The sequence below is a fragment of the Rugamonas rubra genome, assembly GCF_900114705.1.
GTDB lineage: Bacteria > Pseudomonadota > Gammaproteobacteria > Burkholderiales > Burkholderiaceae_D > Rugamonas > Rugamonas rubra.
This window is the reverse complement of the sequence record NZ_FOTW01000005.1, coordinates 135,023-160,274: the sequence shown is the minus strand read 5'-3', so window position 1 is coordinate 160,274 and position 25,252 is coordinate 135,023. Positions and strand designations below refer to the sequence as shown.

At 64.5% G+C, this 25,252-nt stretch carries 23 protein-coding genes and 1 pseudogene; 18 read left to right on the top strand and 6 right to left on the bottom strand.

Annotation, left to right across the window (positions count from 1 at the left end; translation table 11 throughout):
• Window positions 1-19: 19 nt before the first annotated feature.
• From BM252_RS03225 to BM252_RS03205, 5 genes are all read right to left on the bottom strand, one after another.
• Window positions 20-1,081, bottom strand: coding sequence for a porin (locus BM252_RS03225; RefSeq protein ID WP_093383597.1), 1,062 nt, complete (start codon window positions 1,079-1,081; stop codon window positions 20-22).
• Window positions 1,082-1,179: 98 nt separating this feature from the next.
• On the bottom strand, window positions 1,180-2,502 hold the full coding sequence (locus BM252_RS03220) for an MFS transporter (RefSeq protein ID WP_093383595.1): 1,323 nt from the start codon (window positions 2,500-2,502) through the stop codon (window positions 1,180-1,182).
• A gap of 16 nt (window positions 2,503-2,518) precedes the next feature.
• Window positions 2,519-3,046: a gluconokinase gene (locus BM252_RS03215; RefSeq protein ID WP_245774064.1), complete on the bottom strand. Its 528-nt coding sequence runs from the start codon at window positions 3,044-3,046 to the stop codon at window positions 2,519-2,521.
• Between the two features lie 289 nt (window positions 3,047-3,335).
• The gene (gene gntR, locus BM252_RS03210) at window positions 3,336-4,364 is read right to left on the bottom strand and encodes an HTH-type transcriptional regulator GntR (RefSeq protein ID WP_093383590.1); all 1,029 of its coding nucleotides are present in this window, start codon (window positions 4,362-4,364) and stop codon (window positions 3,336-3,338) included.
• Between the two features lie 87 nt (window positions 4,365-4,451).
• Window positions 4,452-5,126, bottom strand: coding sequence for a DUF4124 domain-containing protein (locus BM252_RS03205; protein WP_093383588.1), 675 nt, complete (start codon window positions 5,124-5,126; stop codon window positions 4,452-4,454).
• Window positions 5,127-5,289: 163 nt separating this feature from the next.
• Between BM252_RS03205 and guaB the strand changes: the two genes are divergently transcribed.
• Window positions 5,290-6,753 carry an IMP dehydrogenase gene (guaB, locus tag BM252_RS03200; protein ID WP_093383585.1) on the top strand — a complete coding sequence of 488 codons (1,464 nt, stop codon included), beginning with the start codon at window positions 5,290-5,292 and terminating at the stop codon, window positions 6,751-6,753.
• Window positions 6,754-6,907: 154 nt separating this feature from the next.
• Complete coding sequence (gene guaA, locus BM252_RS03195) at window positions 6,908-8,518, top strand: glutamine-hydrolyzing GMP synthase (RefSeq protein ID WP_093383583.1); 1,611 nt, start codon at window positions 6,908-6,910, stop codon at window positions 8,516-8,518.
• Between the two features lie 148 nt (window positions 8,519-8,666).
• On the opposite strand, the gene BM252_RS03190 is transcribed toward guaA, so the two are convergent.
• Window positions 8,667-9,635 carry a LysR family transcriptional regulator gene (locus tag BM252_RS03190; protein ID WP_093383580.1) on the bottom strand — a complete coding sequence of 323 codons (969 nt, stop codon included), beginning with the start codon at window positions 9,633-9,635 and terminating at the stop codon, window positions 8,667-8,669.
• A gap of 123 nt (window positions 9,636-9,758) precedes the next feature.
• Here BM252_RS03190 and BM252_RS03185 point away from each other — a divergent pair, with 123 nt between their 5' ends.
• The 16 genes and pseudogenes from BM252_RS03185 to BM252_RS03115 all read left to right on the top strand — a co-directional run bounded on the left by BM252_RS03185 (window position 9,759) and on the right by BM252_RS03115 (window position 25,231).
• The gene (locus BM252_RS03185) at window positions 9,759-10,610 is read left to right on the top strand and encodes an aldo/keto reductase (RefSeq protein ID WP_093383578.1); all 852 of its coding nucleotides are present in this window, start codon (window positions 9,759-9,761) and stop codon (window positions 10,608-10,610) included.
• Window positions 10,611-10,619: 9 nt separating this feature from the next.
• The gene (locus BM252_RS03180) at window positions 10,620-12,050 is read left to right on the top strand and encodes an MFS transporter (RefSeq protein ID WP_093383575.1); all 1,431 of its coding nucleotides are present in this window, start codon (window positions 10,620-10,622) and stop codon (window positions 12,048-12,050) included.
• Window positions 12,047-13,279 (top strand): (R)-mandelonitrile lyase, encoded by a 1,233-nt coding sequence (locus BM252_RS03175; RefSeq protein WP_093383573.1) that lies wholly within the window; start codon window positions 12,047-12,049, stop codon window positions 13,277-13,279. The genes BM252_RS03180 and BM252_RS03175 overlap by 4 nt, the downstream gene beginning before the upstream one ends.
• A gap of 2 nt (window positions 13,280-13,281) precedes the next feature.
• A complete protein-coding gene (locus BM252_RS03170; RefSeq protein WP_093383570.1) occupies window positions 13,282-14,370 on the top strand; it encodes an alpha/beta hydrolase in 1,089 nt (362 codons plus the stop codon).
• A 64-nt stretch (window positions 14,371-14,434) separates the two neighbouring features.
• The gene (locus tag BM252_RS03165; protein ID WP_093383568.1) at window positions 14,435-15,535 is read left to right on the top strand and encodes an alpha/beta hydrolase; all 1,101 of its coding nucleotides are present in this window, start codon (window positions 14,435-14,437) and stop codon (window positions 15,533-15,535) included.
• A gap of 517 nt (window positions 15,536-16,052) precedes the next feature.
• Window positions 16,053-16,742 carry a pentapeptide repeat-containing protein gene (locus BM252_RS03160; RefSeq protein ID WP_093383565.1) on the top strand — a complete coding sequence of 230 codons (690 nt, stop codon included), beginning with the start codon at window positions 16,053-16,055 and terminating at the stop codon, window positions 16,740-16,742.
• A 76-nt stretch (window positions 16,743-16,818) separates the two neighbouring features.
• Window positions 16,819-17,080 (top strand): annotated as a pseudogene (locus tag BM252_RS03155) (DUF2164 domain-containing protein).
• A 326-nt stretch (window positions 17,081-17,406) separates the two neighbouring features.
• Window positions 17,407-17,724 carry a type II toxin-antitoxin system HicA family toxin gene (locus BM252_RS03150; RefSeq protein WP_245774063.1) on the top strand — a complete coding sequence of 106 codons (318 nt, stop codon included), beginning with the start codon at window positions 17,407-17,409 and terminating at the stop codon, window positions 17,722-17,724.
• Window positions 17,721-18,062, top strand: a complete 342-nt coding sequence (locus BM252_RS03145; protein ID WP_245774062.1) for a type II toxin-antitoxin system HicB family antitoxin — start codon at window positions 17,721-17,723, stop codon at window positions 18,060-18,062. The genes BM252_RS03150 and BM252_RS03145 overlap by 4 nt, the downstream gene beginning before the upstream one ends.
• A gap of 337 nt (window positions 18,063-18,399) precedes the next feature.
• Window positions 18,400-18,600, top strand: a complete 201-nt coding sequence (locus BM252_RS29875) for a hypothetical protein (RefSeq protein WP_139236266.1) — start codon at window positions 18,400-18,402, stop codon at window positions 18,598-18,600.
• Window positions 18,601-18,752: 152 nt separating this feature from the next.
• Entirely contained in the window at window positions 18,753-18,956 is a 204-nt protein-coding gene (locus BM252_RS03140; RefSeq protein WP_093383557.1) for a hypothetical protein, read from the top strand.
• Between the two features lie 29 nt (window positions 18,957-18,985).
• Window positions 18,986-19,162, top strand: coding sequence for a hypothetical protein (locus tag BM252_RS31575; RefSeq protein ID WP_245774061.1), 177 nt, complete (start codon window positions 18,986-18,988; stop codon window positions 19,160-19,162).
• A gap of 400 nt (window positions 19,163-19,562) precedes the next feature.
• The gene (locus BM252_RS03130) at window positions 19,563-21,611 is read left to right on the top strand and encodes a sensor histidine kinase (RefSeq protein WP_139236264.1); all 2,049 of its coding nucleotides are present in this window, start codon (window positions 19,563-19,565) and stop codon (window positions 21,609-21,611) included.
• 14 nt (window positions 21,612-21,625) lie between these two features.
• Window positions 21,626-22,318 (top strand): LuxR C-terminal-related transcriptional regulator, encoded by a 693-nt coding sequence (locus BM252_RS03125; protein ID WP_093384198.1) that lies wholly within the window; start codon window positions 21,626-21,628, stop codon window positions 22,316-22,318.
• 181 nt (window positions 22,319-22,499) lie between these two features.
• Complete coding sequence (gene bcaP, locus BM252_RS03120) at window positions 22,500-23,897, top strand: branched-chain amino acid transporter BcaP (protein ID WP_093383552.1); 1,398 nt, start codon at window positions 22,500-22,502, stop codon at window positions 23,895-23,897.
• A gap of 269 nt (window positions 23,898-24,166) precedes the next feature.
• Window positions 24,167-25,231 carry an HD-GYP domain-containing protein gene (locus BM252_RS03115; protein WP_093383550.1) on the top strand — a complete coding sequence of 355 codons (1,065 nt, stop codon included), beginning with the start codon at window positions 24,167-24,169 and terminating at the stop codon, window positions 25,229-25,231.
• The last annotated feature ends 21 nt before the right edge of the window (window positions 25,232-25,252 follow it).

Here is a 25,252-nt window from a genome sequence, read left to right as displayed (position 1 = left end):
GTTTTCCACTAGCTGCGGTTTAGAAGCGGTGGCGCAGGCCGGCGGTGAACTGCTTGTTGCCGGTGCCCGGCTCCTCGCTGTTGCCCTCGGTGTAGGCGGCGCCGTTCTGGTTGCGGATCAGCGCGTAGGAGGTGTAGACGTCGGTGCGCTTCGACAGCGCGTACATATACGCCAGCGCGAACTGCTGGGCGTCCTGGTTCAGCGCGCCCTTGTCGTTCTTGCGCACATAACTTGCCACCACGGTGCTGGCGCCCAGCGGCACGGACAAGCCCAGCAGTAGGGAGTTGCTGTCGGTCGAGGCCGTTGGCGCCTTGCCGCCGAAGGTGGCCGCCGCGTTGTTCAAGGTCGAGCTGTTCAGGCCCTTGTCGACGCCGAAGCCGAAGTAGGCCTTGGCTGCGCCGAAGTCGTAGTTGGCGCCGAGCAGGGTGTTGCGCGCCGACTCGGTGTTGAGCAGGCTGGCCGTGTCGTTGTTGCGGTGGTGGTAGGCCAGGCGCACCGTCAGCGGGCCGTTGCTGTAGCCGACCGAGCCACCCATGGCGCGGCCGGCGGCGTTGTCGCCGGCCACCTCGCCGGCCACAAGCATGGCGTCGGCGCTGAAGCCGTTGACGGCGTTGCTGCGGTAGAGGATGGAGTTGCTGGCGCGGAAGGCGGTCGCCGCCATCAGGTTGTTCGAGCGGGCGATGCCGTTGCGCAAGGGGTCGACCACGGTGTTGAGGGTGGTGAACAGCGGCGTGTCCTGCAGGCCCAGCGAGACGGCGCCGAAGTTGCCGCGCAGGCCGACGGCGCTGTTGCGGCCGAACAGGGTGTTGTTCTGCGTCGAGCTGCCGTTGTCGGCGTGGATGCCGCCCTCGAGCACGAAGAAGGCCGCCATGCCGCCGCCCAGGTCCTCGCTGCCGCGCCAGCCCCAGCGGCTCTGCGTGGCCATGCCGCTGGTCAGCCGGGTGGCGCTGCCGGCGAGGCCGCCACGGTCTTGCGAGATGCCGACGTCCATCACGCCATAAAAGGCGACATTGCTTTGGGCTGCGGCCGGGCCGCAGAAAATCAGGGCGAGCGCTGCCGCCGCAGGGATGCGTGGTGTCATACGAATGTCTCTGAAAAGGAAGGGAAGGGCGGGCGCCGGCCCGGCCCATAGACGGCTGTGATCGCCGCTTGGTGCCGGGCTTTCGCCGTTGGGGAAAATCAGCGCGCCGGTACGGGCGCCGGTGCGGCCGGTGCGGGATCGGGGATCGGTTCGATCTTGCCGAGCACGAAGACGAAGGAGATGATGCCGATCACCAGGATCACGCCGGCCACCAGGAAGGCGTTGGTGAAGGAGTTGGTGGCGCCGACGATCACGCCGGTGACGATCGGCGCGGCCGCGCCCATCAGGTTGTTGGCGAAGTTCATGATGCCGCCGATGGTGCCGGCGCCGCCCTTGGGGGCGATCAGCGAGGGCAGCGACCAGCCGACCGGCGCGGCCGAGGCCAGGCCGCCCAGGGCGATCGAGATCCAGACGATGGCCCAGACCGGGTCGGTGGTCTGGGTGGCGCCGAACACGGCCAGGCCGAACAGCATGCCGATGATCAGTACGCTTTTACGCACGACGGACTCGTCCTTGCCCTTGGCGATCAGATGGTCGATCAGCCAGCCGCCAACGAACAGGTCGGTGGCGGTGGCCACGGCCCAGGGGATGGCGGCGAAGCCGGCCGATTTCAGTATGCTCATGTGCATGGTCTGCACCAGGTAGCCGGGCAGCCAGGTGAGGAACAGGTAGAAGGAGTAGCCGTAGGCGGCGAAGCCGATGGTCAGGCCCCAGACCTTGGACTTGGTCAACAGATAGCCGAGCATGTTGACGGCGCCCGCCTCGGACGGGCCTTCCGGCGAGGCGCCGCCGGACTGGATGTAGTGCAGCTCCTCCTTCGACAGCTTGGGGTCGGCGCTCGGGTCGCGGTACAGCACGAAGAAGGCGATGAAGTAGCTGAAGCTGAGCAGGGCGGTCAGACCGAAGCCCCAGCGCCAGCCGAAGGTGACGATGGTGACGGCGATCAGCGGCACGCCGATGACGTTGGAGAACTTGGCGGCGGCGTCGAAGATCGCCGTGGCCATGCCGCGCTCGCCGCGCGGGAACCAGTAGCCGGTGGCCTTGGCGCTGACCGGGAAGGCGGGCGCCTCGGCCACGCCGAGCAGGATGCGGGCGAAGAAGATGCCGGCGAAGCCGCTGGAGAAGGCGGTGATGACCGAGGCCACGCCCCACAGGAAGGCGCCCCAGCGGCCGACGCGGGTCGGGCCGAAGCGGTCGATCACCATGCCGACCGGAATTTGCAGCAGCGAGTAGGACCAGGCGAAGGCGCTGAACAGCAGGCCCAGCTCGACCGGCGTCAGGTCGAACATCTCCTTGATCTGCGGCGCGGCGACGGACAGGCCGATGCGGTCGATGTAGTTGATCAGCACACCCATGCCGAGCAGGGCGCCGATGCCCCAGCGGCGTTTGGGGATTTTTTTCTTCTGTGTGACGGTGTTCATGGTGTCTCCTTCTGGATTATAGGATGGCTGGCTGGGCGGCCGAGTGCAGGATGTCGGCGACCAGCTGTTGCGGCGTGCGGGTCAGGTCGAGCAACACGCCGGCCTCGTCGGCCTGCAATGGTTCGAGGTCGCGCAACTGGCTGTCGAGCAGCGACGGCGGCATGTAGTGGCCGACCCGGGCCTGCATGCGCTCGGCGATGACCGCGCGCGCTCCGCTCAGGTGGGCGAAGCGCAGGCCGGGATCGCCGGCCCGCAACAGGTCGCGGTAGCGCCGCTTCAGCGCCGAGCAGGACAGCACCAGGCCGCGTTGCTGCTGCGCCGCCTGGGCGATGCGTTGTTGCAGGGTCAGCAGCCAGTCGGCGCGGTCGCTGTCGGTCAGCGGCGTGCCGGCCGCCATCTTGGCGACGTTGGCGGCGCTGTGCAGGCTGTCGCCTTCGAGGAAGTCGACGCCCAGCGCGGTGGACAGGCCCTGTCCGATTTCGCTCTTGCCGCAGCCGCTGACGCCCATGACGACCCAGCGTGCTTGTCTCGTTGTTGTGCTCATGTCTCGTGGCTATCGTGGTGTGGTTGCTGTTGTGTTGCCGGATATTGCTGTTACGACGAAATGTTAGCGCTAACATCGAGATCGGAGTGTAGTCCCTGCCCTGGATTTGTAAAGAAGATTCGATGCTGCGGCGCAGCAAGCCGGCGCCCGGAAACACGCCTGCGGCGAGGCGCCGTTTTGCGCCCAGCCATGGAGGAATTGGCGCCTGTGGCGGTAGGTGGGAAGAACCGCCGGGGTGGCCGGCGGCTTGGGCGATATCAATCCTGCTGTTGTGCTTTCGCCACGAAGATCAGGCGCTCTCGCGCGCCATCAGCGTGAAGCCCAGGTCGATCTGCGTCGCCGCCGGCGTTTCGCCCTTGATGACGGCGCGCAGCAGCGTGGCCGCCTCGAAGCCGATCTGGTAGCGCGGCGTGGCCACCGTGGTCACCGATGGGTTGATCCAGGCGGAGGCGGGTAGATCGTTGAAGCCGCAGATGGCCAGTTGGCCCGGCACGGCGATGCCGAGGCGCTGGCATTGGTAGATGGCGCCGTGGGCCAAGTCGTCGTTGCAGCAGAACACGGCGTCGCAGTCGGGCGCCTGCGCCAGCATGCGCTCGACCAGCTCGGCGCCGAGCGCGATGGTGGACGGATCGGGCACCATCAGCTCCAGTCGCGGGTCGGCCAGGCCGGCCTCGCGCATCGCCTGGCGGTAGCCGTCGGCGCGCTTCAAGGTACGCTCGTCGAGCTGGGCGCCGATGAAGCCGATGCGGCGGTGGCCCTTGTCGATCAGGTAGCGGGTCATCGCCTGGCCGGCCTGCACCTGCGAAAAGCCGACCGACAACTGGGCCGGGTCGGTCGACATGTCCATCATCGAGACGATGGGCACGCGCGACGAGGTCAGCATCTGTTGCACGCGCGGGCTGTGGTTCAGGCCGGACAACAGGATGCCGTCCGGATTCGACTGCAGGTAGATGCCGAGCAGCTTCTCCTCCTCGGCGTCGGAGTAGCGCGTGTTGCCGATCAGGATCTGGTAGTTGTCGGCGTCGAGGGCGTCCTGGATGCCGGCCAGCACCTCGGTGAACACCGCGTTCGACAGCGACGGCACCAGCACGGCGATGACCTTGGACTCGGCGGAGGCGAGGGCGCGGGCGGCGCGGTTGGGCACATAGCCGAGCTCGGCCACGGCCTGTTCGACGCGGGTGCGCAGCGTTTCCGACACCAGGTCGGGCTGGGTGATGGCGCGCGAGGCCGTCATCGTCGCCACGCCGGCCAGCTGGGCCACGGCGGCGAGGGTCACGCGGCCGCTGGCGCGGCTCTTGGTTTGCTGAGTCTTGGTCATGCCTGGAATGAATTGTTGGTCGATTGCCATATCATAGAGGCAATCGGCGCGCGCCGCAGCAGTAAAGCGCGATACCGCGCCTGCTGCCTATTGGCACTGCGCCAGCACCTGCTTGTTTTTCTTCGCCGACTCGGCCCGTTCGGCCTCGCTCATGAAGCCGCGTACGCCGTTCTTGTCGTAGGTGCTCATGCGCACGCCTTGATCGAGGGCGCGCTGGTTGTTGCGGGCGTTCTCGCAGTTGGCGGCGATCTCGGCCTTGCGGGCGCTGTCCTCGCCGGCCTGTTGCGCCGCCAGCGCCGCCTCCGCCTTGCGCTTGTTGTAGGCGGCGTTGCGTTCGCCCAGCGTCGGCGCCGGTTTGGCGGCGGGCGCCTCGGCGGCGCCGGCCGGGTTGTCGCCGTCGGCGCCGTTCTCGCCGGCTGTGTCGGCGGCAGGATTGAGCTTGTCCTTGCCGGGCGCCTTCAGGATGCGCTTCTGCGGCACCGACGGCGGCGGCGGACGGTCCGACAGTTGCTTGACCCCCTTGTCGTCGATCCACACATACTGCGCCGCCGCTTGGCCGCAGGCCGCCAGCAGCAGGGCGCCGGCCAGCCACGCCGCCGCGCGCGGCCGGGCCAATGGCGTCGGCGTCGGCGTGGCCGTCGCGGCCGTCGCGGCCGTCGTTGCCGGCGTCGCCCGCGTCGCCCGCGCCGAAGCCGCCGCTGCGGGCGCCGCCTTTGCCGCTGCGCTCGCCGCCGCCGGGCCTGCTGCTCTGTCTGGTTTCATGCTGTGCTTTCCGTGAGGAAGGGGGCGTTGCCTGTCTGCGATTTCGCCATGATTCGCAGCGAGTGTCAATCGCCATGCGGCCTGCGGGGCAGATTTTTCCAAGATGCAAGGACGGCGCCCTAGATTTTCTGTATAATCTGCTTTTGCGCCAATAGGAAATGCTATGCGTCTACTTCAAAAAGCACTCACGTTCGATGACGTGCTCCTCGTCCCAGCGTACTCGAATGTTCTGCCTGTCGATACGTCCCTCAAAACTCGCCTGACCCGCAACATTTCGTTGAACATCCCCCTGCTGTCCGCAGCGATGGATACCGTCACCGAAGCCCGTCTGGCGATCGCCATGGCGCAAGAGGGTGGCATCGGCATCATCCACAAGAATCTGAACCCGAAAGACCAGGCCCGTGAAGTAGCGCGCGTCAAACGTTTCGAGGCCGGCGTGCTGCGCGACCCGATCACCATCCCGCCAGAGATGAAGATCCGCGACGTCATCAAGCTGACCGAACAGTACGGCATCTCCGGCTTCCCCGTGGTCGAAGGCAAGGTTGTGGTCGGCATCATCACCAACCGCGACCTGCGTTTCGAACAGGAACTCGACGCCGAGGCCCGCGCCAAGATGACCCCGCGCGAGAAGCTGGTCTACGTGATGGAGGGCGCCGACACGGTCGAAGCCAAGCGTTTGATGAACAAGCACCGCCTCGAGCGCGTGCTGGTGGTCAACGAGGCCTTCGAGCTGCGCGGCCTGATCACCGTCAAGGACATCCAGAAGTCGACCGAGCACCCGCTGGCGTCGAAGGATTCGCAGGGCAAGCTGCTGGTCGGCGCCGCCGTCGGCGTCGGTGTCAAGGATGAAGAGCGCATCGAGCTGCTGGTCGCCGCCGGCGTCGACGTGCTGGTGGTCGACACCGCCCACGGCCACTCGCAGGGCATCCTCGACCGCGTCAAATGGATCAAGACCAAGTTCCCCCACGTTGACGTCATCGGCGGCAACATCGCCACCGCCGCCGCCGCCTTGGCGCTGGTCGAGCACGGCGCCGACGCGGTCAAGGTCGGCATCGGCCCCGGCTCGATCTGCACCACCCGCATCGTCGCCGGTGTCGGCGTGCCGCAGATCACCGCCATCTCCAACGTCGCCGAGGCGCTGGCCGGCACCGGCGTGCCCTGCATCGCCGACGGCGGCATCCGCTTCTCGGGCGACATCTCCAAGGCCCTGGCCGCTGGCGCCTCGAGCGTGATGATGGGTTCGATGTTCGCCGGCACCGAAGAGGCGCCGGGCGAGGTCATCCTGTACCAGGGCCGCAGCTACAAGTCCTACCGCGGCATGGGCTCGCTGGGCGCGATGTCGGACGGCTCGGCCGACCGCTACTTCCAGGACGCCACCATGAAGGCCGACAAGTTCGTGCCCGAGGGTATCGAAGGCCGCGTCGCCTACAAGGGCAGCGTGCTGGCGATCATCTTCCAACTGGTCGGCGGCGTGCGCCAATCGATGGGCTACTGCGGTTGCGCCACCATCGACGAGCTGCGCGAAAAAGCCGAGTTCGTCGAGATCACCTCGGCCGGCATGCGCGAATCGCACGTCCACGACGTGCAAATCACCAAGGAAGCGCCGAACTACCGTTCCGGCGACTAAGCCTTGGCAGCACGCCGGCGGCGCCTTCGCGCCGCCGGCGTGGCCAGTTTTGCGGCGCGGACCGTTGCGGTCCCGCCAACAGCGCGGTCCGCGCCATGTCTGCGGCGGGCCGGCTATTCCGCAGCGATATCATCATTTTTAAAGCATCCAACCCATGCACTCTAAAATCCTCATCCTCGATTTCGGCTCCCAAGTCACCCAGCTGATTGCCCGCCGCGTGCGCGACTCCGGCGTGTTCTCCGAAGTGTTCCCCTACGACGTCAGCGACGAGTTCGTGCGCAACTACGGCGCCGCCGGCGTGATCCTGTCGGGCAGCCACAGCTCGACCTTGGAAGGCGACGCGCCGCGCGCGCCGCAGGCCGTGTTCGAGCTGGGTGTGCCGGTGCTGGGCATTTGCTACGGCATGCAGACCATGGCGGCCCAGCTGGGCGGCAAGACCGAAAACGGCCTGGTGCGCGAATTCGGCTACGCCGAGATGCGCGCCCGCAGCCACACCAAGCTGCTCGACGGCATCAACGACTTCGTCACCGACGAGGGCCACGGCATGCTCAAGGTATGGATGAGCCACGGCGACAAGGTCACCGAGCTGCCGCCCGGCTTCGTGCTGATGGGCGACACGCCGAGCTGCCCGATCGCCGCCATGGCCGACGAGGCGCGCCGCTTCTACGCCCTGCAGTTCCATCCGGAAGTGACCCACACCCAGCAGGGCAAGGCCATGCTGGGCCGCTTCGTGCACGAGATCTGCGGTTGCAAGTCGGACTGGAACATGCCCGACTACATCTCCGAGGCGGTCGAGAAGATCCGCGCCCAGGTCGGCAGCGACGACGTCATCCTCGGCCTGTCCGGCGGTGTCGACTCGTCGGTGGCCGCCGCGCTGATCCACCGCGCCATCGGCGACCAGCTGACCTGCGTCTTCGTCGACCACGGCCTGCTGCGCCTGGACGAGGGCAAGATGGTGATGGACATGTTCGCCAAAAACCTCGGCGTCAAGGTCATCCGCGTCGACGCGGAAGAGCAGTTCATGGGCCACCTGGCCGGCGTCAGCGATCCCGAGCAGAAGCGCAAGATCATCGGCCGCGAGTTCGTCGAAGTGTTCCAGGTCGAATCGGGCAAGCTGGTCAACGCCAAGTGGCTGGCCCAGGGCACCATCTACCCGGACGTGATCGAGTCGGCCGGCAAGGGCAAGAAGGGCCAGACCATCAAGAGCCACCACAACGTCGGCGGCCTGCCCGAGACGATGAAGCTGAAGCTGCTCGAGCCGCTGCGCGAGCTGTTCAAGGACGAGGTGCGCAAGCTGGGCGTGGCCCTGGGCCTGCCGCACGACATGGTCTACCGCCATCCGTTCCCCGGCCCGGGCCTGGGCGTGCGCATCCTCGGCGAGGTGAAGAAGGACTTCGCCGACCTGCTGCGCCGCGCCGACGCGATCTTCATCGAAGAGCTGCGCAACACCCCCTACGAGTTCGTCGCCGGCCAGGCCGTCGACCACGAGCAGATTCCGCTCAACTGGTACGAGGCGACCAGCCAAGCCTTCGCCGTGTTCCTGCCGGTCAAGTCGGTCGGCGTGATGGGCGACGGCCGCACCTACGAGTACGTGGTGGCGCTGCGCGCCGTGCAAACCCAGGACTTCATGACGGCGCACTGGGCGCACCTGCCGCACGCGCTGCTGGGCAAGGTGTCGAATCGCATCATCAACGAGGTGCGCGGCATCAACCGGGTGGTCTACGACATCAGCGGCAAGCCGCCGGCGACCATCGAGTGGGAGTGAGGTTGTTTACTCATTGATTCTATTGAATTAAATGAATGCCATTGATGACCTTAACCGCGTCGTCAATGGCATTTTTTATGGTGCTTGGAGCGCCTGGCCATGAAGGCGTAAACGATGCCATGTCATCGCCTGCCGGGGGGCGTGGTGTCTAGTCCTTCGCATTTCTTTTGCCTGGGCTAGACATGGGCAGCAATTCTTCTAGGCTCAGCACGTAATCCGGGTTGTTGACAAGGCGTTGAACCGCCAAATCAATAAATGCGCGTGCCCGTGCCGGCTGCGAGGTTTTGCTCCCAAAGTAGACGAAGTAGCTGGCGATGTCGGGCATGTGATCGACCAGGATCGGAACCAGTTGCCCTGCGCGGATAAATGGCGCTGCCGTCACTCCGGCAAGCTGCCCAAGTGCCTTGCCCGCGAGCACGGCGTGAAGTTCGAACAACTCGTCGTTGCTACAGATTGCAGGGACGACCGGTTGGTCTACTGTCTGATCGCCAAGCTTTATATGCCAAGGTACTACCTTTCCTGTCGCCGGATGCCGGAAAGCGCTGCAGCGATGCGTTGCGAGCGCTCCCAATGTTTCCGGCACACCATGCTGTTCGAAGTAGGCTGGCGACCCACAAATCACCATCTGCAGCGGGAACAGTCGACGTGCGATGACCCCTTCGTGAGGCGATGCCCCCAAGCGGAACCCAACGTCGACGCGATCTTCCACCCAGTTGCCAACCCGATCTTCCAGTAGCACGTCGGGCTGAATGCCGGGATGGATCTCACAGAACTCCTCGACCAGCCGCCAGAGGATCGGCTGGAATGTGGTTCGGGGCCCTGCAATTCGCAAGGGGCCGGCGAACTCATCCTTTGCCGCACGGGCGTTCAACAATGCGCGCTGCATGCCGAGGACGGCCGGCTGCACGTCTTCGAGCAGTCGCTGACCTGCATCAGTTAATGACATCACACGCGTCGTGCGGTGGAACAGCCGGGCGTCCAGGTGAGACTCCAGCTGGGCTAATGCTTTGCTCGCCGCTTGTGGGCTGATTCCCAGGTCCTGCGCCGCCTTGCGCAGGCTGCCCAGTTCCGCTGCCTTGATGAAGGTCGTGATGGACCGAAGTTCATTGATTGCCATAGGGACATCCTCCTTCGATGATTATCATCAATTTGATGCGTATAAATCAACCGGTTTATCACTATTCAGATGTCAGTCCTTTGTCTAAAGTGAATCCTAACAAATCATCGAAAGGATTGGCCCATGCAGCACGTCACCCTGAACAACAAAATTCAGATGCCCCTCGTCGGTTACGGCGTCTTCCAGATTGCGGACGCCAATGAATGCCTGCGCAGCGTCGTCGACGCCATCGAAACCGGCTACAGGCTCATCGATACCGCCGCGTCGTATATGAATGAGGAGGCCGTCGGTAAAGGCCTTCGTGCGAGTGGTGTCCCTCGTGGCGACCTTTTCGTGACCAGCAAGCTCTGGGTGCAGGAGACCGGCTACCAACGCACGCAGCAGGCCATCGAGAAGTCGCTACGTCGGCTGCAACTCGACTATCTGGACCTCTACCTGATCCATCAACCGTTTGGCGATGTCCATGGATCGTGGCGCGCAATGGAGGCGGCCCACCGTGCCGGCAAGGTTCGCGCCATCGGCGTCAGCAACTTCCAGTCCGACCGCTTGATGGACATCATGACGTTTAACGAGATCGCGCCCGCAGTCAACCAGGTCGAGGTCAATCCCTTCCAGCAGCAGTTGGAGAGCGCCACCTTCATGAAGGAGGTTGGGGTACAGGCCGAAGCCTGGGCGCCGTTCGCGGAAGGACGCAACGGCCTATTCCAGAACCAAGCGCTGTTGGCCATCGCCGGGCGCCATGGCAAAACGGTCGGCCAAGTGGTGCTGCGATGGCTGCTGCAGCGTGGCATCGTGTCGTTGGCAAAGTCGGTGCGCAAGCAGCGCATGGTCGAGAACATCTCGATCTTTGACTTTGAACTGGATGATGCCGACATGGTGGGCATCCAGGCACTGGACACCAACACGAGCAGCTTTTTCTCGCATCGCGATCCGGCTATCGTCAAGTGGATGTCCGAGCGCAAGCTTGACATCTGAGCGCCGGCCATGAGCGACGCCATGTCCCTTCCGCCGGCGCAAAACCCCAACACAGTGTTGGCTATCATCGTAGCCAGCTACCTGATGGTTGTGGTCGACATTTCCATTGTCATCACTGGCCTGCCGCGCATTCAGGCCAGTCTTGGTTTTAGTGCCGCACAGCTCTCGTGGGTAAGCAACGCCTATACGCTGACGTTTGGCGGGTTGCTGTTGCTGGGCGCGCGTGCTGGCGATATCCTGGGCCGGCGTCGCATGTTCATCGTGGGCCTCTCCTTGTTCACATTGGCCTCGATGGCGATTGGCGTAGCGCAGTCGGCTGCCTGGCTGCTCACCGCCCGTGCCATCCAGGGGGCTGGAGCGGCTGTGCTGGCCCCATCCACGCTGGCTTTGTTGTCTACCCACTTTGCTGAAGGACCTGAGCGCAATCGTGCATTGTCGATGTATGCCGCAGCGGCAGGCGTGGGGGCTACGCTGGGCCTGGTATTGGGCGGTCTGTTCGCCGATCTGCTCACGTGGCGTGCGGGGTTCTTCATCAACCTCCCCATTGGCGTGCTGCTGATTGTCGCTGCCAGACGGCACATCGTCGAGACGCCAATGCGTCCCGGCCGCTTCGACGCGGGCGGAGCTATTTGCTCAACCATCGGAATGACAGCACTGGTCTTTGGACTCGTGGGAGCCGCAGAGGCCGGCTGGCATGACACCTTCGCGCTGGCGGCACTTCTCAGTGGCGTCGTCTGGATAGCGGTATTCGTCTTGGTCGAGCGCCGCATTCGTCAGCCCATCCTGCCGTTGCGCTTGCTGGCCAGCCGCGAACGTGCGGGTGCCTATCTGGCGCGTATGCTTTTTCTCGGCGGCGCCGTGGGCTTCTGGTTCTTCTCCACGCAGTTCCTGCAAGGCGTACTGCATATGCGGCCATTACAGGCGGGCCTCGCCTTCCTGCCGGTAACACTACCCAACTTCGCCTCGGCACTGGCGGTACCCGGATTGGCGCGACGTTTCGGCAACGGTTCACTCATCCTCTCAGGCTTGTCATTGGACGTTGGCGGCCTGCTCTGGTTGGGACAGGCCGATGCCGGAGCGAGCTACTGGACGAGTGTCGCGCCACCGATGCTACTTGTCGGCCTGGGCCAAGGTTTGCTGCTAGGTCCGTTGACAGCCGCCGGAGTGGCCGGTGTTGCTCGCGACGATGCCGGCGCCGCAGCTGGCCTGGTTAACGTTGCCCATCAGCTTGGCGGGGCATTGGGACTAGGTTTGTTGGTACTCGTCTTTGCCAGTGCAGCACCTGCCGGCGCTCACGATAGCCAGGCGCTGGCTCTTCGGATTTCAGCGGTCATGGACGCCGCCGGCCTGTTGCTTGCCCTGGCGCTGATAGTGTCGTGGGCTCTTATCGTCCTACCGCGTCGCAAAGCGAAACCCAAGCACCTGGAGGCACTATCATGAAATCGTTGATCTGCATGGCGCTGGGTGGCGTGGTGGCCATCACAAGTGCGCAGGCCTCACAGCCACAAGCCGTTCCGCACACTGTGGCGGTACAAGCAGTCGCGGCCCTGCCAATGGCCACCGGATCGGCGGCAACCTTTACCGGCACTGTCCATATCAGCACGCCGTTCCAGGCGGCACCACCTGGGCGTGCTGGGGGCGCCACAGTGACCTTCGAGGCGCAGGCCCGGACGGCGTGGCACACTCATCCGCTTGGCCAGACCTTGATTGTCACGGCCGGCCTCGGCCTGGTTCAGCAGGAAGGACAGCCCGCTCAACTGATCCACCCCGGCGATGTTGTCACTATTCCCGCCAACGTGCGCCACTGGCATGGTGCTGGGCCCGCAGGTTCAATGACGCACATCGCTGTCGCGGAAAAGTTAGATGGCAATGCCGTGACATGGCGAAGCAAGGTCACCGACCAGGAGTATCAGGCCGTCCTGACCGGAACAGGTCTTGCTCTCGCGGTTCCAGGCGCGATGCCGGCCGGTGCCGTTGAGCGGACTGTCAAGGGGCCGCGAGCCGGGGCAAATGCGAGGTCCGTGTCCGATACCCTGTCGGCCAAGCAGTTGGCCATTCCACTGATTGCGTCCTTCATGGCCATCGGCGATATGGCCAGACTGAATGCCGCCTTGAACCAAGGGCTCGATAGCGGAATGAGCGTGAGCGAGGCGAAGGAAATTCTGGTGCAGCTCTATGCCTACACTGGTTTTCCAAAAAGCCTGAACGCACTGGGGGAACTCCTAAAAGTTGTCGAAGCACGCAAACAACGCGGCATTCATGACGCGCCGGGCCTCGAACCGAGTAGAGCCGTCGCGGTTGGAAGCGAGCTGCTCGCGATCGGGAAAGCGAATCAAACAGAGATTTCCGGTGGCCCGGTACAGGGGCCGGTGTTCGACTTTGCACCTGTCATCAACCAGTACCTCCAGAGCCATTTGTTCGGCGACATTTTCGGGCGCGACAACCTTGACTGGCAAAGCCGCGAACTGGCCACGCTGGGAGCACTCGCCGCCGTGCCCGGGGTCGAGGCACAGTTGCGCTCACACGTGCGAGCCGGCATGCGCGTGGGCTTGAGTGCGGCGCAGCTGCGGCAAATGGCACAAAGTTTTTCCAACTATGGCATTGACGAGGCTGCAAGCCGTGTGAACGACGCGCTCACGCAGGTTCTCGCCGCAACATCGAAAGGTTGAGCATGAAAATCAAACCATCCTTATGGTTATCCACCGCCATTGCCGTGACGATTCTGGCGACTGGCTGCGCGGCCACTTTCGACGGTCCCCGCCACACTTCCGGGCCATTGCTAATCCAGGCCCAGGGCAGCTTCGCAGCAGGCGGCACCGAACTGAGGAATAGCGGCAATTACGACAACAACAAGCCGGCGGCGGCGGGGCAGAGCTTCCATGGAGATCATCTCTACGCCTTTTATCAGATACCGCAAAACGCCAGGCCCTTGCCCATCGTTATGTTGCACGGAGCATTCCAGTCGGCGCGTAGCTGGGAGAGCACTTCGGATGGACGAGAAGGCTTCCAGACCTTGTTCTTGCGGCGGGGTTTTCCTGTCTACCTTGTGGACCAGCCGCGCCGTGGACGGGCTGGCAACAGCACCGTCGCAGTTTCGCTTGATTCGACGCCCAACGACCAGCTTTTCTTCGACCAGTTCCGCATCGGCAAGTGGCCAAACTACTTCGATAACGTGCAGTTTGACCGGAAGCCAGAGACGCTCGACCAGTTCTTCCGGTCGGTTACGCCCAACACGGGCCCCTATGACGCCGGCGTGATCTCGGATGCCATGTCGGCACTGTTGACGAAGGTCGGTCCCGCGACCTTGTTCACCCATTCGCAGGGCGGCGGCCCAGGTTGGCTGACGGCGATCAAGAACGCCAACGTCAAAGCGATTGTCGCCTTCGAGCCGGGCAGCGGCTTCATCTTCCCGCCGGGCGAATTGCCGCCGGTAGTGCCGAGCGCTGCCGGGACGTTGTCGCCTGAGGCGGTGTCGTCGACTGATTTTCAGAAGCTCACTCGCATACCGATCATCATCTACTATGGAGACAACTTTCCGGACCAGCCAACCACAGAGCGGGGTCAGGACAACTGGCGTGTACGGCTAGCCATGGCTCGGCTCTGGGTTGACGCCATCAACAGACATGGCGGTCATGCCCGCCTGGTACACCTTCCTGATATTGGAATTCACGGCAATACACATTTTCCAATGTCAGACCTGAACAACGTTGAAATAGCCGATCAGGTCTCGCGCTTCCTTGCAGAGAAAAGGCTGGATTGACCAAGTGCGGAGGCGCAAACCGTTGCGCGGGCGTTGCGATACGAATTCTCAAATGGAGCTCTGAATGAAGGACGTAAAAATTGACATCAATAGGCGGACGTTTCTCGGTACATCCGCCGTTTCCCTTTCTTTGGCAAGCATAGGAGTCTGTTCCGTGTCCACATCTCCCCCCGCCGTCGCAGCCAACCACAAGGAGAATCCCTACACACTCGTGTATGGCGGTGCGATCACAAAGAATGAGCCTGGCAAAGTCAATATCCACCCGGTGCACTACGATCTCAATGGGCTGAATATTGTCGCCAACGTCTACACGCCGGCAAACTATGATCCGAAAAAGCGGTATGCCGCAATCGTTGTGGCGCATCCGAATGGTGGCGTCAAAGAACAGGTCGCAGGTCTGTACGCCCAGCATTTGGCTGAGCAAGGCTACATCACGATTACGGCAGATGCTGCTTATCAGGGCGGCAGTGGCGGCCAGTCTCGTAGCGTAGACATGCCTGTTCACCGGATTGAGGATATACATGGTATGGCGGACTACATCACCCATTTCCCCGGCGCCGATGCGGCGCGCCTGGGCCTATTTGGCATTTGTGGGGGAGGCGGCTATGCATTGTCAGCAGCGAAGACCGACAAGCGTTTCAAATCCGTTGCGACGCTCAGCATGTTCAACTCCGGACGGGTTCGTCGCAATGGATTTGCCGATTCACAGCTCGCCACGGTCCAGCAGCGTTTGCAGCAGGCGTCAAACGCAAGGGCGCAAGAGCAAGCCGGCGGCGGGATTCTCTATGCCGGCGACGCGGACATGACGGATGCGCAGATTGCGGCGTTGCCTTTTGAAATGTATCGACAGGGCTACGAATACTACTGGCGAACGCACGCGCACCCTGGTTCAACCTTTAAATACACCATGAGCAGCTTGCTGGATTTGATGCGCTGGGATGCCACCGATCAGATCGAATTGATTGGGCAGCCGCTGCTGATGATCGCGGGCAGCAAGGCCGATAGCCTGTATATGACCGAGGAGGCGTTTGCCAAGGCAACCGGAACGAAAAATAAGGTGATGGTCAAGATCGAAGGTGCGACGCACATTGAGACCTACTGGGTTCCCCAATACGTGCAGGCCGCGCTTGGTAATTTGGTTCCGTTCTACGCAAGAACCTTGTAACCCCGGGGCGAGGGGATGACAAGTCGTAGCCGACGATTGCTGTTCATTCTCCGGAGAAAGAAGGATTGCGAATAGCATTTGCGCACGCCAATCCAGTCCTAACGGAGTGCATCATGTTCAACAACGGTGTGCGTCCAGTCCACTCCGGCGGGAACTGGCCGGCAAGAAAGCGGGCTATGGCGCAGACCGTCTTCAGCCAGGCCGCTGCCGGGCGTGCCAGGCAACCTTGGCTGCGCGACCCGGCGACCTTGCCTCGGGTCAGCGACGCGGTGACAAGCAGAAATGGGATCGCGGCCGGCGGTTGACATCGGCCGCTTAGTCCACTTAGAATCGCTGCAGTCAGAACGAGGGCAGGCTGGATGGTTAGCCCAGCCGCCTCCAAGCCAGGAGGCACTCTCAACCCACGCGGATCCAGACAGCTCGCATGCGCTCGCTTGCGGCTGTACGGGTTCGCGTTGTTGTTTTCGGCGGCCCCGTGCGGCGCAAGAAGTGCGTGCCCACACATCATGGGACCGATATGACATTGAATTACACCCTAGTTGCCGAACTCACCCTCGCGCGCGCGGCGATCGACAAGCTGCTCGACGGCAGGTCGCACCCCCTCAGGTTCGAGCGCTGCGTCTTCGATGGCGAGGACCTGTCCCGCCTGGACCTGCGCGGATGCGTCTTCGTGCGCTGCTCGCTGGCGACAAGCTGCCTGAGTCGCGCCCAGTTGGGCGACAGCGAATGGATTGCCTGCCGGGCTGGCGGCTGCGACTTCAGCTGGGCGGACTTGACTGACGCCCGTTTCAACGACTCGGACTTAAACAACTCGAACTGGACGGGCGCCCGGCTTGCTGCGGTCGTTTTTGACGGGACCAAGTTGACGGGGGCCACATTCGGCGACATACGGGGCCTTGGCCTGGCGTTCCAGGACAGCTTGCTGGTGGGGGCGGACCTGCGGGGCATGTCGTTCAGAAAGCAGCGCCTGATCGGCTTGGACTTTTCGGGAGCCGACCTGGGCGGCTGCGATTTCCGCGACGCGGTCTTCGACGGCGGTAGTCTACGCGACGCCAACCTAAGGCTGGCCCGCTTCGAGGGCAGCGATTTGCGCCAGGTCGTTCTCGGCGCCCTCACGATGGAGCAGGTGTCCAGTTTCAAGCGCGCGGTGATTTCAGCCGAGCAAGCGGCCATGCTCGCGGCCAGTATGGGATTGTTTGTGGCGTGATCCCGCCCGGATGGGACCGAAATGGCCGGTGCCGGATCGCAGCTCAATTCATTTCTTGGGACTAAGGATATCTTCGATGACAATTGAAATCTCGAAAGACGCAAAAAAAGCCAATTGCGTCGCTCCAGGGTTACTTTGACGAGAATCTGGCGGAGAAAATCGGTAACGTGACCGCTGGCGCCTTGCTGGGTTTCAGCATTGATGAGATCGGCCCCCTTGTCTACAATGCAGCAGTGACCGATGTTCAGGAAAACCTGGAACGGAAAGCCCTGGAACTGGATCTGGAAATCCACAAGGACGAGTTTCAATACTGGCGCGTCCGCGAGGGGCGCCGCTAACAAGGTATTGCTACGACGTCGTGCGCACCGCGCCAGCATGCCGCCGCGCACGGCGTGGTTGGAACGTCAGAACGGCGTCTGTGCTCTCGTTGTAAGAAAAACGTGTCGTCATAGCGTGTGCTCTCGCCCATCCCCAGGTCTGCGCGTCGCCCGCGCCGGTAGTGATATCGACGCCATCAGCAGTCCCTAGCCGCAGGAAAGGGGTGAACCGGCTGGGTCCCAGGACCATCAGCTCGCTTCAGGCCGCTTGGTCGAACCTTCCAGCGTACAGGAAACCTGCGCACCACTGCTGCGCGCCGAAAGCTTCGTTTTGCTCGAATGGAGGCGTGAAACCAGCTTTAGCCCTTATCGGAGCATGGATTGATACCATTTTCTGCTACCATTGTGCGATGAGACGCAAGCACCAACGTACGTTGGAGTTAATTTTCGCGCGGCCAACATCTGCGAACGTCCGCTGGGCCGATATCGAAGCTTTGTTCGTCGAACTGGGTGCGCGTGTCGAAGAGCGCGAGGGTTCGCGCGTTCTGGTGCGCTTGTTTGGCGAGCGGCGCGTGTTTCACCGGCCACACCCGGAACCGGTGACGGATAAGGGAGCGTTGGCGTCCATCCGAAAATGGTTCGAGGATCAAGGAGTTAAGCCATGAATATGCGAAACACGATGACCATTGGCGGCTACCATGCCTTGATTACATTCGATTCCGACATTCAGATGTTCCGGGGGGAATTTCTTGGGCTGAATGGCGGGGCGGATTTCTACGCCAAGGATGTCAAAGGATTGCAAAGGGAAGGCGGGATTTCACTGAAGATTTTTCTCGACGCGTGCGCCGAAGACGGCGTCGAACCGCGCAAACAATTTTCCGGCAAGTTCTCTCTGCGGGTCGATCCTTCCATACATGAGGCGGCGACAATCGCTGCCGCCGCCCACGGAAAGAGCCTAAATCAATGGGCCGAAGACGTGTTGCGTCAGGCGGCTTTGGCCTGAGCCGCGTGCGCATGGTGTTTTGCATGGCATCGTACTCCGGCAGCCTTGCTAAGTTTTTGATTTATTGGTGATTTTTTTGCTCGTTGATGATCGAGTGGGAATGATTTCCGGTCCGGCGGCATAACGCCGGACCCGGCGGTTCGAACGACCAAGCCCCTGATTTTCAGGGGCTTTTTTGTATTTTGGCCGGCGCTGCGGCAAACGATTCGCCGCACCTTGAGCTGAGTCCGGTCCCGCAAGCAGGGCCGATATCAATTAGGAAAAAGTAGCCACTTTGAAAGATTTATTGTAGGATAATATTTCCATGGCCATGGGGCCATTTCTACGTGGAGAAAAGATGAAAGTGAAACTCATCATTGCAGGTCTGCTGGCAGCGGCCTGCACCGCTAGCGCTTTCGCCGGTCCGGCGGCGTACCAGTGGTATCAAAGCCGGGTGACCGGCGAGCGCGTATGTGCCAATGCCTATATGGGCAGCGGCTGGGTGGTGCAACCGCAACTGGGCTCATTCAAAGATGCCCAATGCAGCATCCCTAAATAGCAGTTTTTGGTCGTCACGGCGCCGGGCATGTTTCCCTCATGCCTGGCGCGCAATCCCCCACGCGCTATTCAACGGAACCGGCGCCCCTTGCACAGGCGGTTTGATCCTCACAGAGTCTTTTTGTATCCCATGTTTAGAAAGCCGTCGCAAGAATGAACAACCTGCTCGAAGAAATGCTGTTCTGTGAATTCATGCTCGTTTGCGAGTCCCATGACTGCCGCGCGTTCTTTGAATTCGAAGAAGTCGCCAGTGATCCAATGGACGAATGGGCCAAGAGGGCGGCGCTGGCGGCGAAGGCCGGTGGTTGGACGATCGGCCACACGGGACTCGTGAAATGCGCAACATGCGCGGCATAACATAGACTGGCGTCATCCTTTCCCTGGCCTTGGCTTGCAGTGCTGCCGTCAACTGGAGCAGCGCCGGCGGCACCCGCCTGTCGACGCCGCAGTGGGCCTGCCTGATCGCCGTCGCCAACGCCGGCCGCGCCCTGGGCGGCAAGGCGGCGCTGGGCGCGCCGCACGCCGTGCCGTACGGTCAAATCGCTAGCGTGCCGGGCACCTAGGCCGGCGCCTTCGCCGACATCGTCAAGGGCAGCGACGGCAGCTGCGCCGCCTGCGCCGCCAAGACCGGCTACGACCAGCTGACCGGTTTGGGCACGCCCAAGGTCGGCAGTCTGCTGTCGACGCTGTCCGGCCTGAGCGTGGTCACGGCCACGGCGCCGCATCCGTGTCGGGCGCATCAAGTCATTGACGCTGCCGGCAGGGCGGCACCGGTGCCCGGTGCGCTCGGTTCGGCCCGTTGTGGCGGCCGCCGGCGCCGCTGTCGCTAGAATTGGCGACAATGAACGGTTTGCCGGCGCCGGCTTGTGCGGTAAGCTGCGTCCCGCCGCAGTGAACGCGGCAGCCGCCCGTCGCGGAAGCCACAATTCCGTGCGGAAATATCCTGCCACCGGTACACCCCTAGTGAAATCAACCATCGCGCCGCCGCGCCCACCTTGCCCGCCCACCCGCCTGCCGGGCCGGCGCGCGTCGGCCCGGTCGGCGCCGCGCTGGTGTCCGTGGCGCGCGCTGTGCTGCTTGTGCCTGCTGGCCTCGGCGCTGCTGGGCGGCGGCGCCGCCGCCCGGGACGGTGCGCCGGCCGACATGCTGCACGTGGTGGCGGCCGAGGTGCAGGACGTGGCCGGCGCCAGCTTCACGCCAGCGCCGGCCCGCGTCGACAGTGCCGGCCTGCCGGCCGCCTGGCGCGCCGTCGCGCTGCCCTATGCGCGCGCCTCGGACGTGCTCAAGCAGGCCGGCGCCGCGCCGGCCGAGGGCGGCCCCGGCGCCGCCGTCACCACCACCTGGTACCGCCTGACGCTGCCGGCCTTCCAGCCGGCGCCGGCGGCGCTGATGCTGTACGCGGCGCGGGTCAAGGCCTACGGCCCGATCGCCGTCTATGTCGACGGCCAGCTGCTGCACCAGCGCCAGCTCGACGGCGCCACCTGGTACTGGACCCCGCTGTGGCTGGCGCTCGACGCCGGCCAGCGCGCCGCGCCGCCACGCGAGATCCTGTTCCGCCTGCAGCACGGCCGCGCCAGCCACACGGCGCTGGCCTCGGTCTGGCTCGGCTCGACCGAGCAGATCGGCTGGCGCTACCAGGGCCGCCAATGGCTGCAGGTCTACCTGCCGGTCATGTGCATCGGCGCCTTCATCGCCGTCGGCCTGTTCTCCGCCGTGGTCTGGTTCCGCCGCGGCGTCGGCCGTGGCTACGGCCTGTTCGCGCTGCTGGCCGGTGCCCAGTTCGTGCGCGCGCTGGGCTTCTACTGCGAGACGCGGCTGGCCAACGACTGGTTCGCCTGGCTGATGCTCAACTCGCTGTTCTGGGTCATGACCCTGGTGCACGCCTTCCAGGTGTTGACGCACGGCCGGCGCCAGCGCTGGCTCAGCCGCAGCCTGCTCGGCGTCAACCTGTTGGTCGGCGTGTTCTCGCTGCCGCTGCTGGCGAGCTGGCCCAACACGCCGCTGATCACGCCGCTGATCTACCTGCTGGCCATCGCCACCGGCGCCACCATCGCCGTCGCCGGCGCGCGCGCCGCGTGGCGCCGCTCGCCGGAGGCCATGCTGATGTCGGCCGGGGTCGCCCTGTGCGTGCTGTACGGCCTCAACGACTGGGCGCTGCAAAGCAACTTCCTCGGCCCGGAGGACTGGTATCTGGGGCCGTACATGAACCTGCAAAACTTCGCCATGCTGTGCTACCTGATGTACCGCCGCTACATCGGCGCGCTGAGCCAGGTCGAGCAGAGCCACGCCCGGCTGGCGCTGCGCCTGGGCGAGCGCGAGGCCGAGCTGGCCGACAGCTACCGGCGCCTGCGCGAGATCGAGCACAAGCAGACCGTCGCCGAGGAGCGCCAGCGCCTGATGCAGGACATGCACGACGGCCTGGGCTCCTCGCTGCACAGCGCGCTGCGCGCCATCGAGCGCGGCCAGCTCGACGAGATCTCCGTCTCCAACATCCTGCGCGCCTGCATCGACGACCTGCACCTGACCATCGACTCGCTCGAGCCGGTCGAGGCCGACCTGTTGCTGTTGCTGGCGACCCTGCGCTACCGCCTGGGCGGGCGCCTGCGCACCGCCGGCATCAAGCTGCACTGGGCGGTGCTCGACGTGCCGCCGCTGGACTGGATCGACCCGCGCAGCGCGCTGCACATCCTGCGCATCCTGCAGGAGGCGCTGACCAACATCGTCAAGCACACCGAGGCCAGCCAGATCAGCGTGGCCACCTCCTGCGACGGCCTGGGCGTGCTGGTGACGATCGCCGACAACGGCGCCGGCTTCGAGCTGGCGGCGGCGCTGCGCGGCGGCGGCAAGGGCCTGGCCAACCAGCAGCGCCGCGCCGCCGCCATCGGCGGCACGATCCGCTGGGAGGCCACCGGCGCCGGCACCCGCGTGCTGCTGTGGCTGCCGCTGGCGGCGGCCGGCGCGGCGCCGGCCGTTTCCGCCGCCGCCGCCGCGCCGGCCCCATCCATCTTTTGAAGAAAGCCGCCACCATGACAGCCCCATCCGTTCCACCCATCCGCGTCGGCGTCGTCGAGGACGACATGGACTTCCTCAACGCCCTGGTCGGCGCCGTCGCCGACGCCGCCGACCTGGTGCTGGCCGGCAGCGCCAGCACGCGCCGCGCCGGCCTCGAGCTGCTCGAGCAGGCCGCCTGCGACGTGCTGGTGGTCGACCTGGGCCTGCCGGACGGCTCCGGCATCGACGTGATCCGCGCCGCCGGGCTGAAGTGGCCGGCCTGCGCGGTGATGGTCAGCACCAACTTCGGCGACGAGCTGCACGTGATGCGCTCGATCGAGGCGGGCGCCGCCGGCTACCTGCTCAAGCACGCCGAGCCGGCCGGCCTGGCCGAGGAGATCCGCAGCATCCACCAGGGCGGCAGCCCGATCAGCCCGCTCATCGCGCGACAGATGCTGACCCGCTTCCGCCACCTGTCGCCGGCGCCGGCGCCGGCCCAGGGCGTGGCCGACGGCGCCGAGCCGGCGCTGCGCGCCCAGCTGTCGCCGCGCGAGCAGGAGGTGCTCGAGCTGATCACCAAGGGCTTCACCACCGACGAGATCGCCGCCCTGATGGGCGTCTCCAGCCACACCGTGCTGACCTTCATCCGCCGCACCTACCGCAAGCTGAAGGTCAACTCGCGCGCCGAGGCGATCTACGAGGCGCGCGCCCAGGGCCTGCTCGGCTGAGCGGGCTTGCCGCCGGCCGGGCGTGGCGGCGGCGCCTCGTGTCTTGTCCAAAAGAACACTTGGATCTGTCGGACCCAGGGGGAAACGGTGTAGACTGCGGGTCCGTATCCTGCGCGCCGGTGCGGCGACGGCGCCAGCGAGTACACCACAACAATCCAAAAACATAGCAGGAGACAGTCACTTGAGCCTTTTCCGAACCAAGAATCTGGACCACATGATGGCGCAGGGCCGCGCCGAGGGCGGCCTGAAAAAAGTGTTGGGACCGCTGGACCTGGTCCTGATGGGGGTCGGCGCCATCGTCGGCACCGGCATTTTCGTGCTGACCGGCACCGGCGCGCTGACCGCCGGGCCGGCGCTGACCTTGTCCTTCGTCATCGCCGCGCTGGCCTGCGCCTTCGCCGCGCTGTGCTACGCCGAGTTCGCCTCGACCGTGCCGGTGGCCGGCTCCATCTACACCTACACCTACGCCACCATGGGCGAGCTGGTGGCCTGGATGATCGGCTGGGACCTGTTGCTCGAGTACGGCCTGGCCACCTCGGCCGTGTCGGTCGGCTGGTCCGGCTACTTCCAGTCGCTGCTGTCCGGCTTCGGCCTGCACCTGCCCACCGCGCTGACCGCCGCGCCCGGTTCGGTGCCCGGCGTCGACACCCTGTTCAACCTGCCGGCGCTGCTGATCATGCTGTTCCTGACGGCCATGCTGTCCTGGGGCGTGCGCGAGTCGGCCCGCATGAACGGCATCATGGTGGCCATCAAGGTCAGCGTGGTGATCCTGTTCATCGTGGTCGGCGCCGGCCACGTCGAGCCGGCCAACTGGAAACCGTTCATGCCCTTCGGCATGAACGGCGTGATGAGCGCCGCCGCCCTGGTGTTCTTCGCCTTCATCGGTTTCGACGCCGTGACCTCGGCGGCGGAGGAGGTCAAGCGGCCCGAGCGCGACCTGCCGATCGGCATCATCGGCTCGCTGGCCGTCTGCACCGTGCTGTACGTGCTGGTGTCGGCGATCATGACCGGCATCGTGCCGTTCCAGAAGTTCGCCGGCGTCGACCACCCGATCTCGCTGGCGCTGCAGTACGCCAACGAGGGCTGGTTCGCCGGCTTCGTCGACCTCGGCGCCATCCTCGGCATGACCACGGTGATCCTGGTGATGGCCTACGGCCAGACCCGGGTGATCTTCGCCATGTCGCGCGACGGCCTGCTGCCGGCCAAGCTGTCGACCGTGCATCCGAAGTTCGGCACGCCGTTCTTCGCCACTTGGGTGGTCGGCATCGTCTTCGGCCTGATCGCCGCCGTGGTGCCGCTGGGCGTGCTGGCCGAGCTGATCAACATCGGCACGCTGGCCGCCTTCTGCCTGGTGTCGGTCGCCGTGATCGTGCTGCGCAAGCGCCGGCCCGACCTGCACCGCGCCTTCCGCTGCCCCGGCGTGCCGGTGGTGCCGGCGCTGGCCGTGCTGTTCTGCCTGGCGCTGATGACCTTCCTCAGCCGCACCACCTGGATCGCCTTCGGCATCTGGCTGGTGATCGGCCTGGCCATCTACTTCGGCTACTCGCGCCGCAACTCGCGGCTGCACCCCAAGCTGTAGGCCACCCGGCCGTCCCGATCCGTCCGCCGGCAGCCCCGGCGGCCGCCGCAAGCCTCTGATTTTCAGGGGCTTTTTTATTGGTGCGCCGCCGACCGGCCGAAGCGCCGCGCAACTGGAGCGGGCCTGTCCCCATATGACCCGAAGATTGCCGATATTGATCTTGTTCGCCTGTTCGGTAGCAATTAAGCTAGATAGACATATTTCTAATTGGAAATAGATGTTTTCAAAATGCACACACCTTTGATTTATTGAGATTTTATGATTCGCAAATGTTGAAGAAGATTTCCGTGCGACAGGCGCGCAAGGGAATGTATGTGGAGAGGCTGTGCGGTTCCTGGTTCGACAATCCGTTTTGGAAGCGCACCTTCGCCGTCGATAGCGAGGCGCTGCTGCTGAGGGTACAGAACTGCGGCGCGGGCGAGATGTGGATAGACCTGGCCAAGGGCCTCGACGTCGCCGATCCCGCCGCGCCGCCAAGCTCGGCGCCGGCGCCGGCCGCTCGGAGCGACGGTGAGCCGGCGAGGGCGGCGCGGGCGCGCTTGGCGGCCGTCCCGGCCGGCCGCGCTGCGGCGGCCGGGGCGGCCACGCCGGCCGACGCGGCGCAGACGCAGGCGGCGCAGTTGATCGCCCGCTCCAAGGCCGCCGTCGCCGCCGTGTTCGACGAGGCGCGCAGCGGTAATATGTCGTCGTGCGCCGGCGTGCTGGCGCTGGTCGACGAGATCGCCGCCAGCGTGCTGCGCAACCAGGACGTCTTGTTGCAGCTGGTCCGCCTGAGAACCATTGATGACTACACTTATATCCATTCGATCGCCGTGTGCGCGATGATGGTGGCCTTGGCCAAACAGTTGGGCCTGGACGAGGCGCGGGTGCGCGACTGCGGCCTGGCCGGCCTGTTCCACGACCTGGGCAAGATGGACATCCCGCCCGAGATCCTGCACAAGCCGGCCCGGCTGACGCCGGCCGAGTTCGACATCGTCAAGCGCCATCCGGAATTTGGCCACCGGGTGTTGGCCGGCATCGGCGACCTGCCGCCGCTGGTGCTCGACGTCTGCCTGCACCACCACGAGAAGATCGACGGCAGCGGCTATCCGGAGCGCCTGCGCGGCGCGGAGATCAGCCTGTACGCGCGCATGGCGGCGGTGTGCGACGTGTACGACGCGGTCACCTCCTACCGACCGTACAAGGCGGCCTGGACGCCGCTCGAGGCGCTCGACAGCATGGCGCAATGGTGCCTGGACGGCCATCTCGACGCCGCCGTGTTCGCCGCCTTCGTGCAGTGCCTGGGCCTCCACCGGCCCGTGGCGCTGGCCGGCGCCGACGCCCAGCTTGGATGAGGAATGGATAGAAGAATCATT

Bases quoted from the DNA above. Each gene is read 5' to 3' on its own strand.
- BM252_RS03225 (WP_093383597.1), bottom strand. From the start codon at position 1,081: ATGACACCACGCATCCCTGCGGCGGCAGCGCTCGCCCTGATTTTCTGC.
- BM252_RS03220 (WP_093383595.1), bottom strand. From the start codon at position 2,502: ATGAACACCGTCACACAGAAGAAAAAAATCCCCAAACGCCGCTGGGGC.
- BM252_RS03215 (WP_245774064.1), bottom strand. From the start codon at position 3,046: ATGAGCACAACAACGAGACAAGCACGCTGGGTCGTCATGGGCGTCAGC.
- gntR (WP_093383590.1), bottom strand. From the start codon at position 4,364: ATGACCAAGACTCAGCAAACCAAGAGCCGCGCCAGCGGCCGCGTGACC.
- BM252_RS03205 (WP_093383588.1), bottom strand. From the start codon at position 5,126: ATGAAACCAGACAGAGCAGCAGGCCCGGCGGCGGCGAGCGCAGCGGCA.
- guaB (WP_093383585.1), top strand. From the start codon at position 5,290: ATGCGTCTACTTCAAAAAGCACTCACGTTCGATGACGTGCTCCTCGTC.
- guaA (WP_093383583.1), top strand. From the start codon at position 6,908: ATGCACTCTAAAATCCTCATCCTCGATTTCGGCTCCCAAGTCACCCAG.
- BM252_RS03190 (WP_093383580.1), bottom strand. From the start codon at position 9,635: ATGGCAATCAATGAACTTCGGTCCATCACGACCTTCATCAAGGCAGCG.
- BM252_RS03185 (WP_093383578.1), top strand. From the start codon at position 9,759: ATGCAGCACGTCACCCTGAACAACAAAATTCAGATGCCCCTCGTCGGT.
- BM252_RS03180 (WP_093383575.1), top strand. From the start codon at position 10,620: ATGAGCGACGCCATGTCCCTTCCGCCGGCGCAAAACCCCAACACAGTG.
- BM252_RS03175 (WP_093383573.1), top strand. From the start codon at position 12,047: ATGAAATCGTTGATCTGCATGGCGCTGGGTGGCGTGGTGGCCATCACA.
- BM252_RS03170 (WP_093383570.1), top strand. From the start codon at position 13,282: ATGAAAATCAAACCATCCTTATGGTTATCCACCGCCATTGCCGTGACG.
- BM252_RS03165 (WP_093383568.1), top strand. From the start codon at position 14,435: ATGAAGGACGTAAAAATTGACATCAATAGGCGGACGTTTCTCGGTACA.
- BM252_RS03160 (WP_093383565.1), top strand. From the start codon at position 16,053: ATGACATTGAATTACACCCTAGTTGCCGAACTCACCCTCGCGCGCGCG.
- BM252_RS03145 (WP_245774062.1), top strand. From the start codon at position 17,721: ATGAATATGCGAAACACGATGACCATTGGCGGCTACCATGCCTTGATT.
- BM252_RS29875 (WP_139236266.1), top strand. From the start codon at position 18,400: ATGAAAGTGAAACTCATCATTGCAGGTCTGCTGGCAGCGGCCTGCACC.
- BM252_RS03140 (WP_093383557.1), top strand. From the start codon at position 18,753: ATGAACAACCTGCTCGAAGAAATGCTGTTCTGTGAATTCATGCTCGTT.
- BM252_RS03125 (WP_093384198.1), top strand. From the start codon at position 21,626: ATGACAGCCCCATCCGTTCCACCCATCCGCGTCGGCGTCGTCGAGGAC.
- BM252_RS03115 (WP_093383550.1), top strand. From the start codon at position 24,167: ATGTTGAAGAAGATTTCCGTGCGACAGGCGCGCAAGGGAATGTATGTG.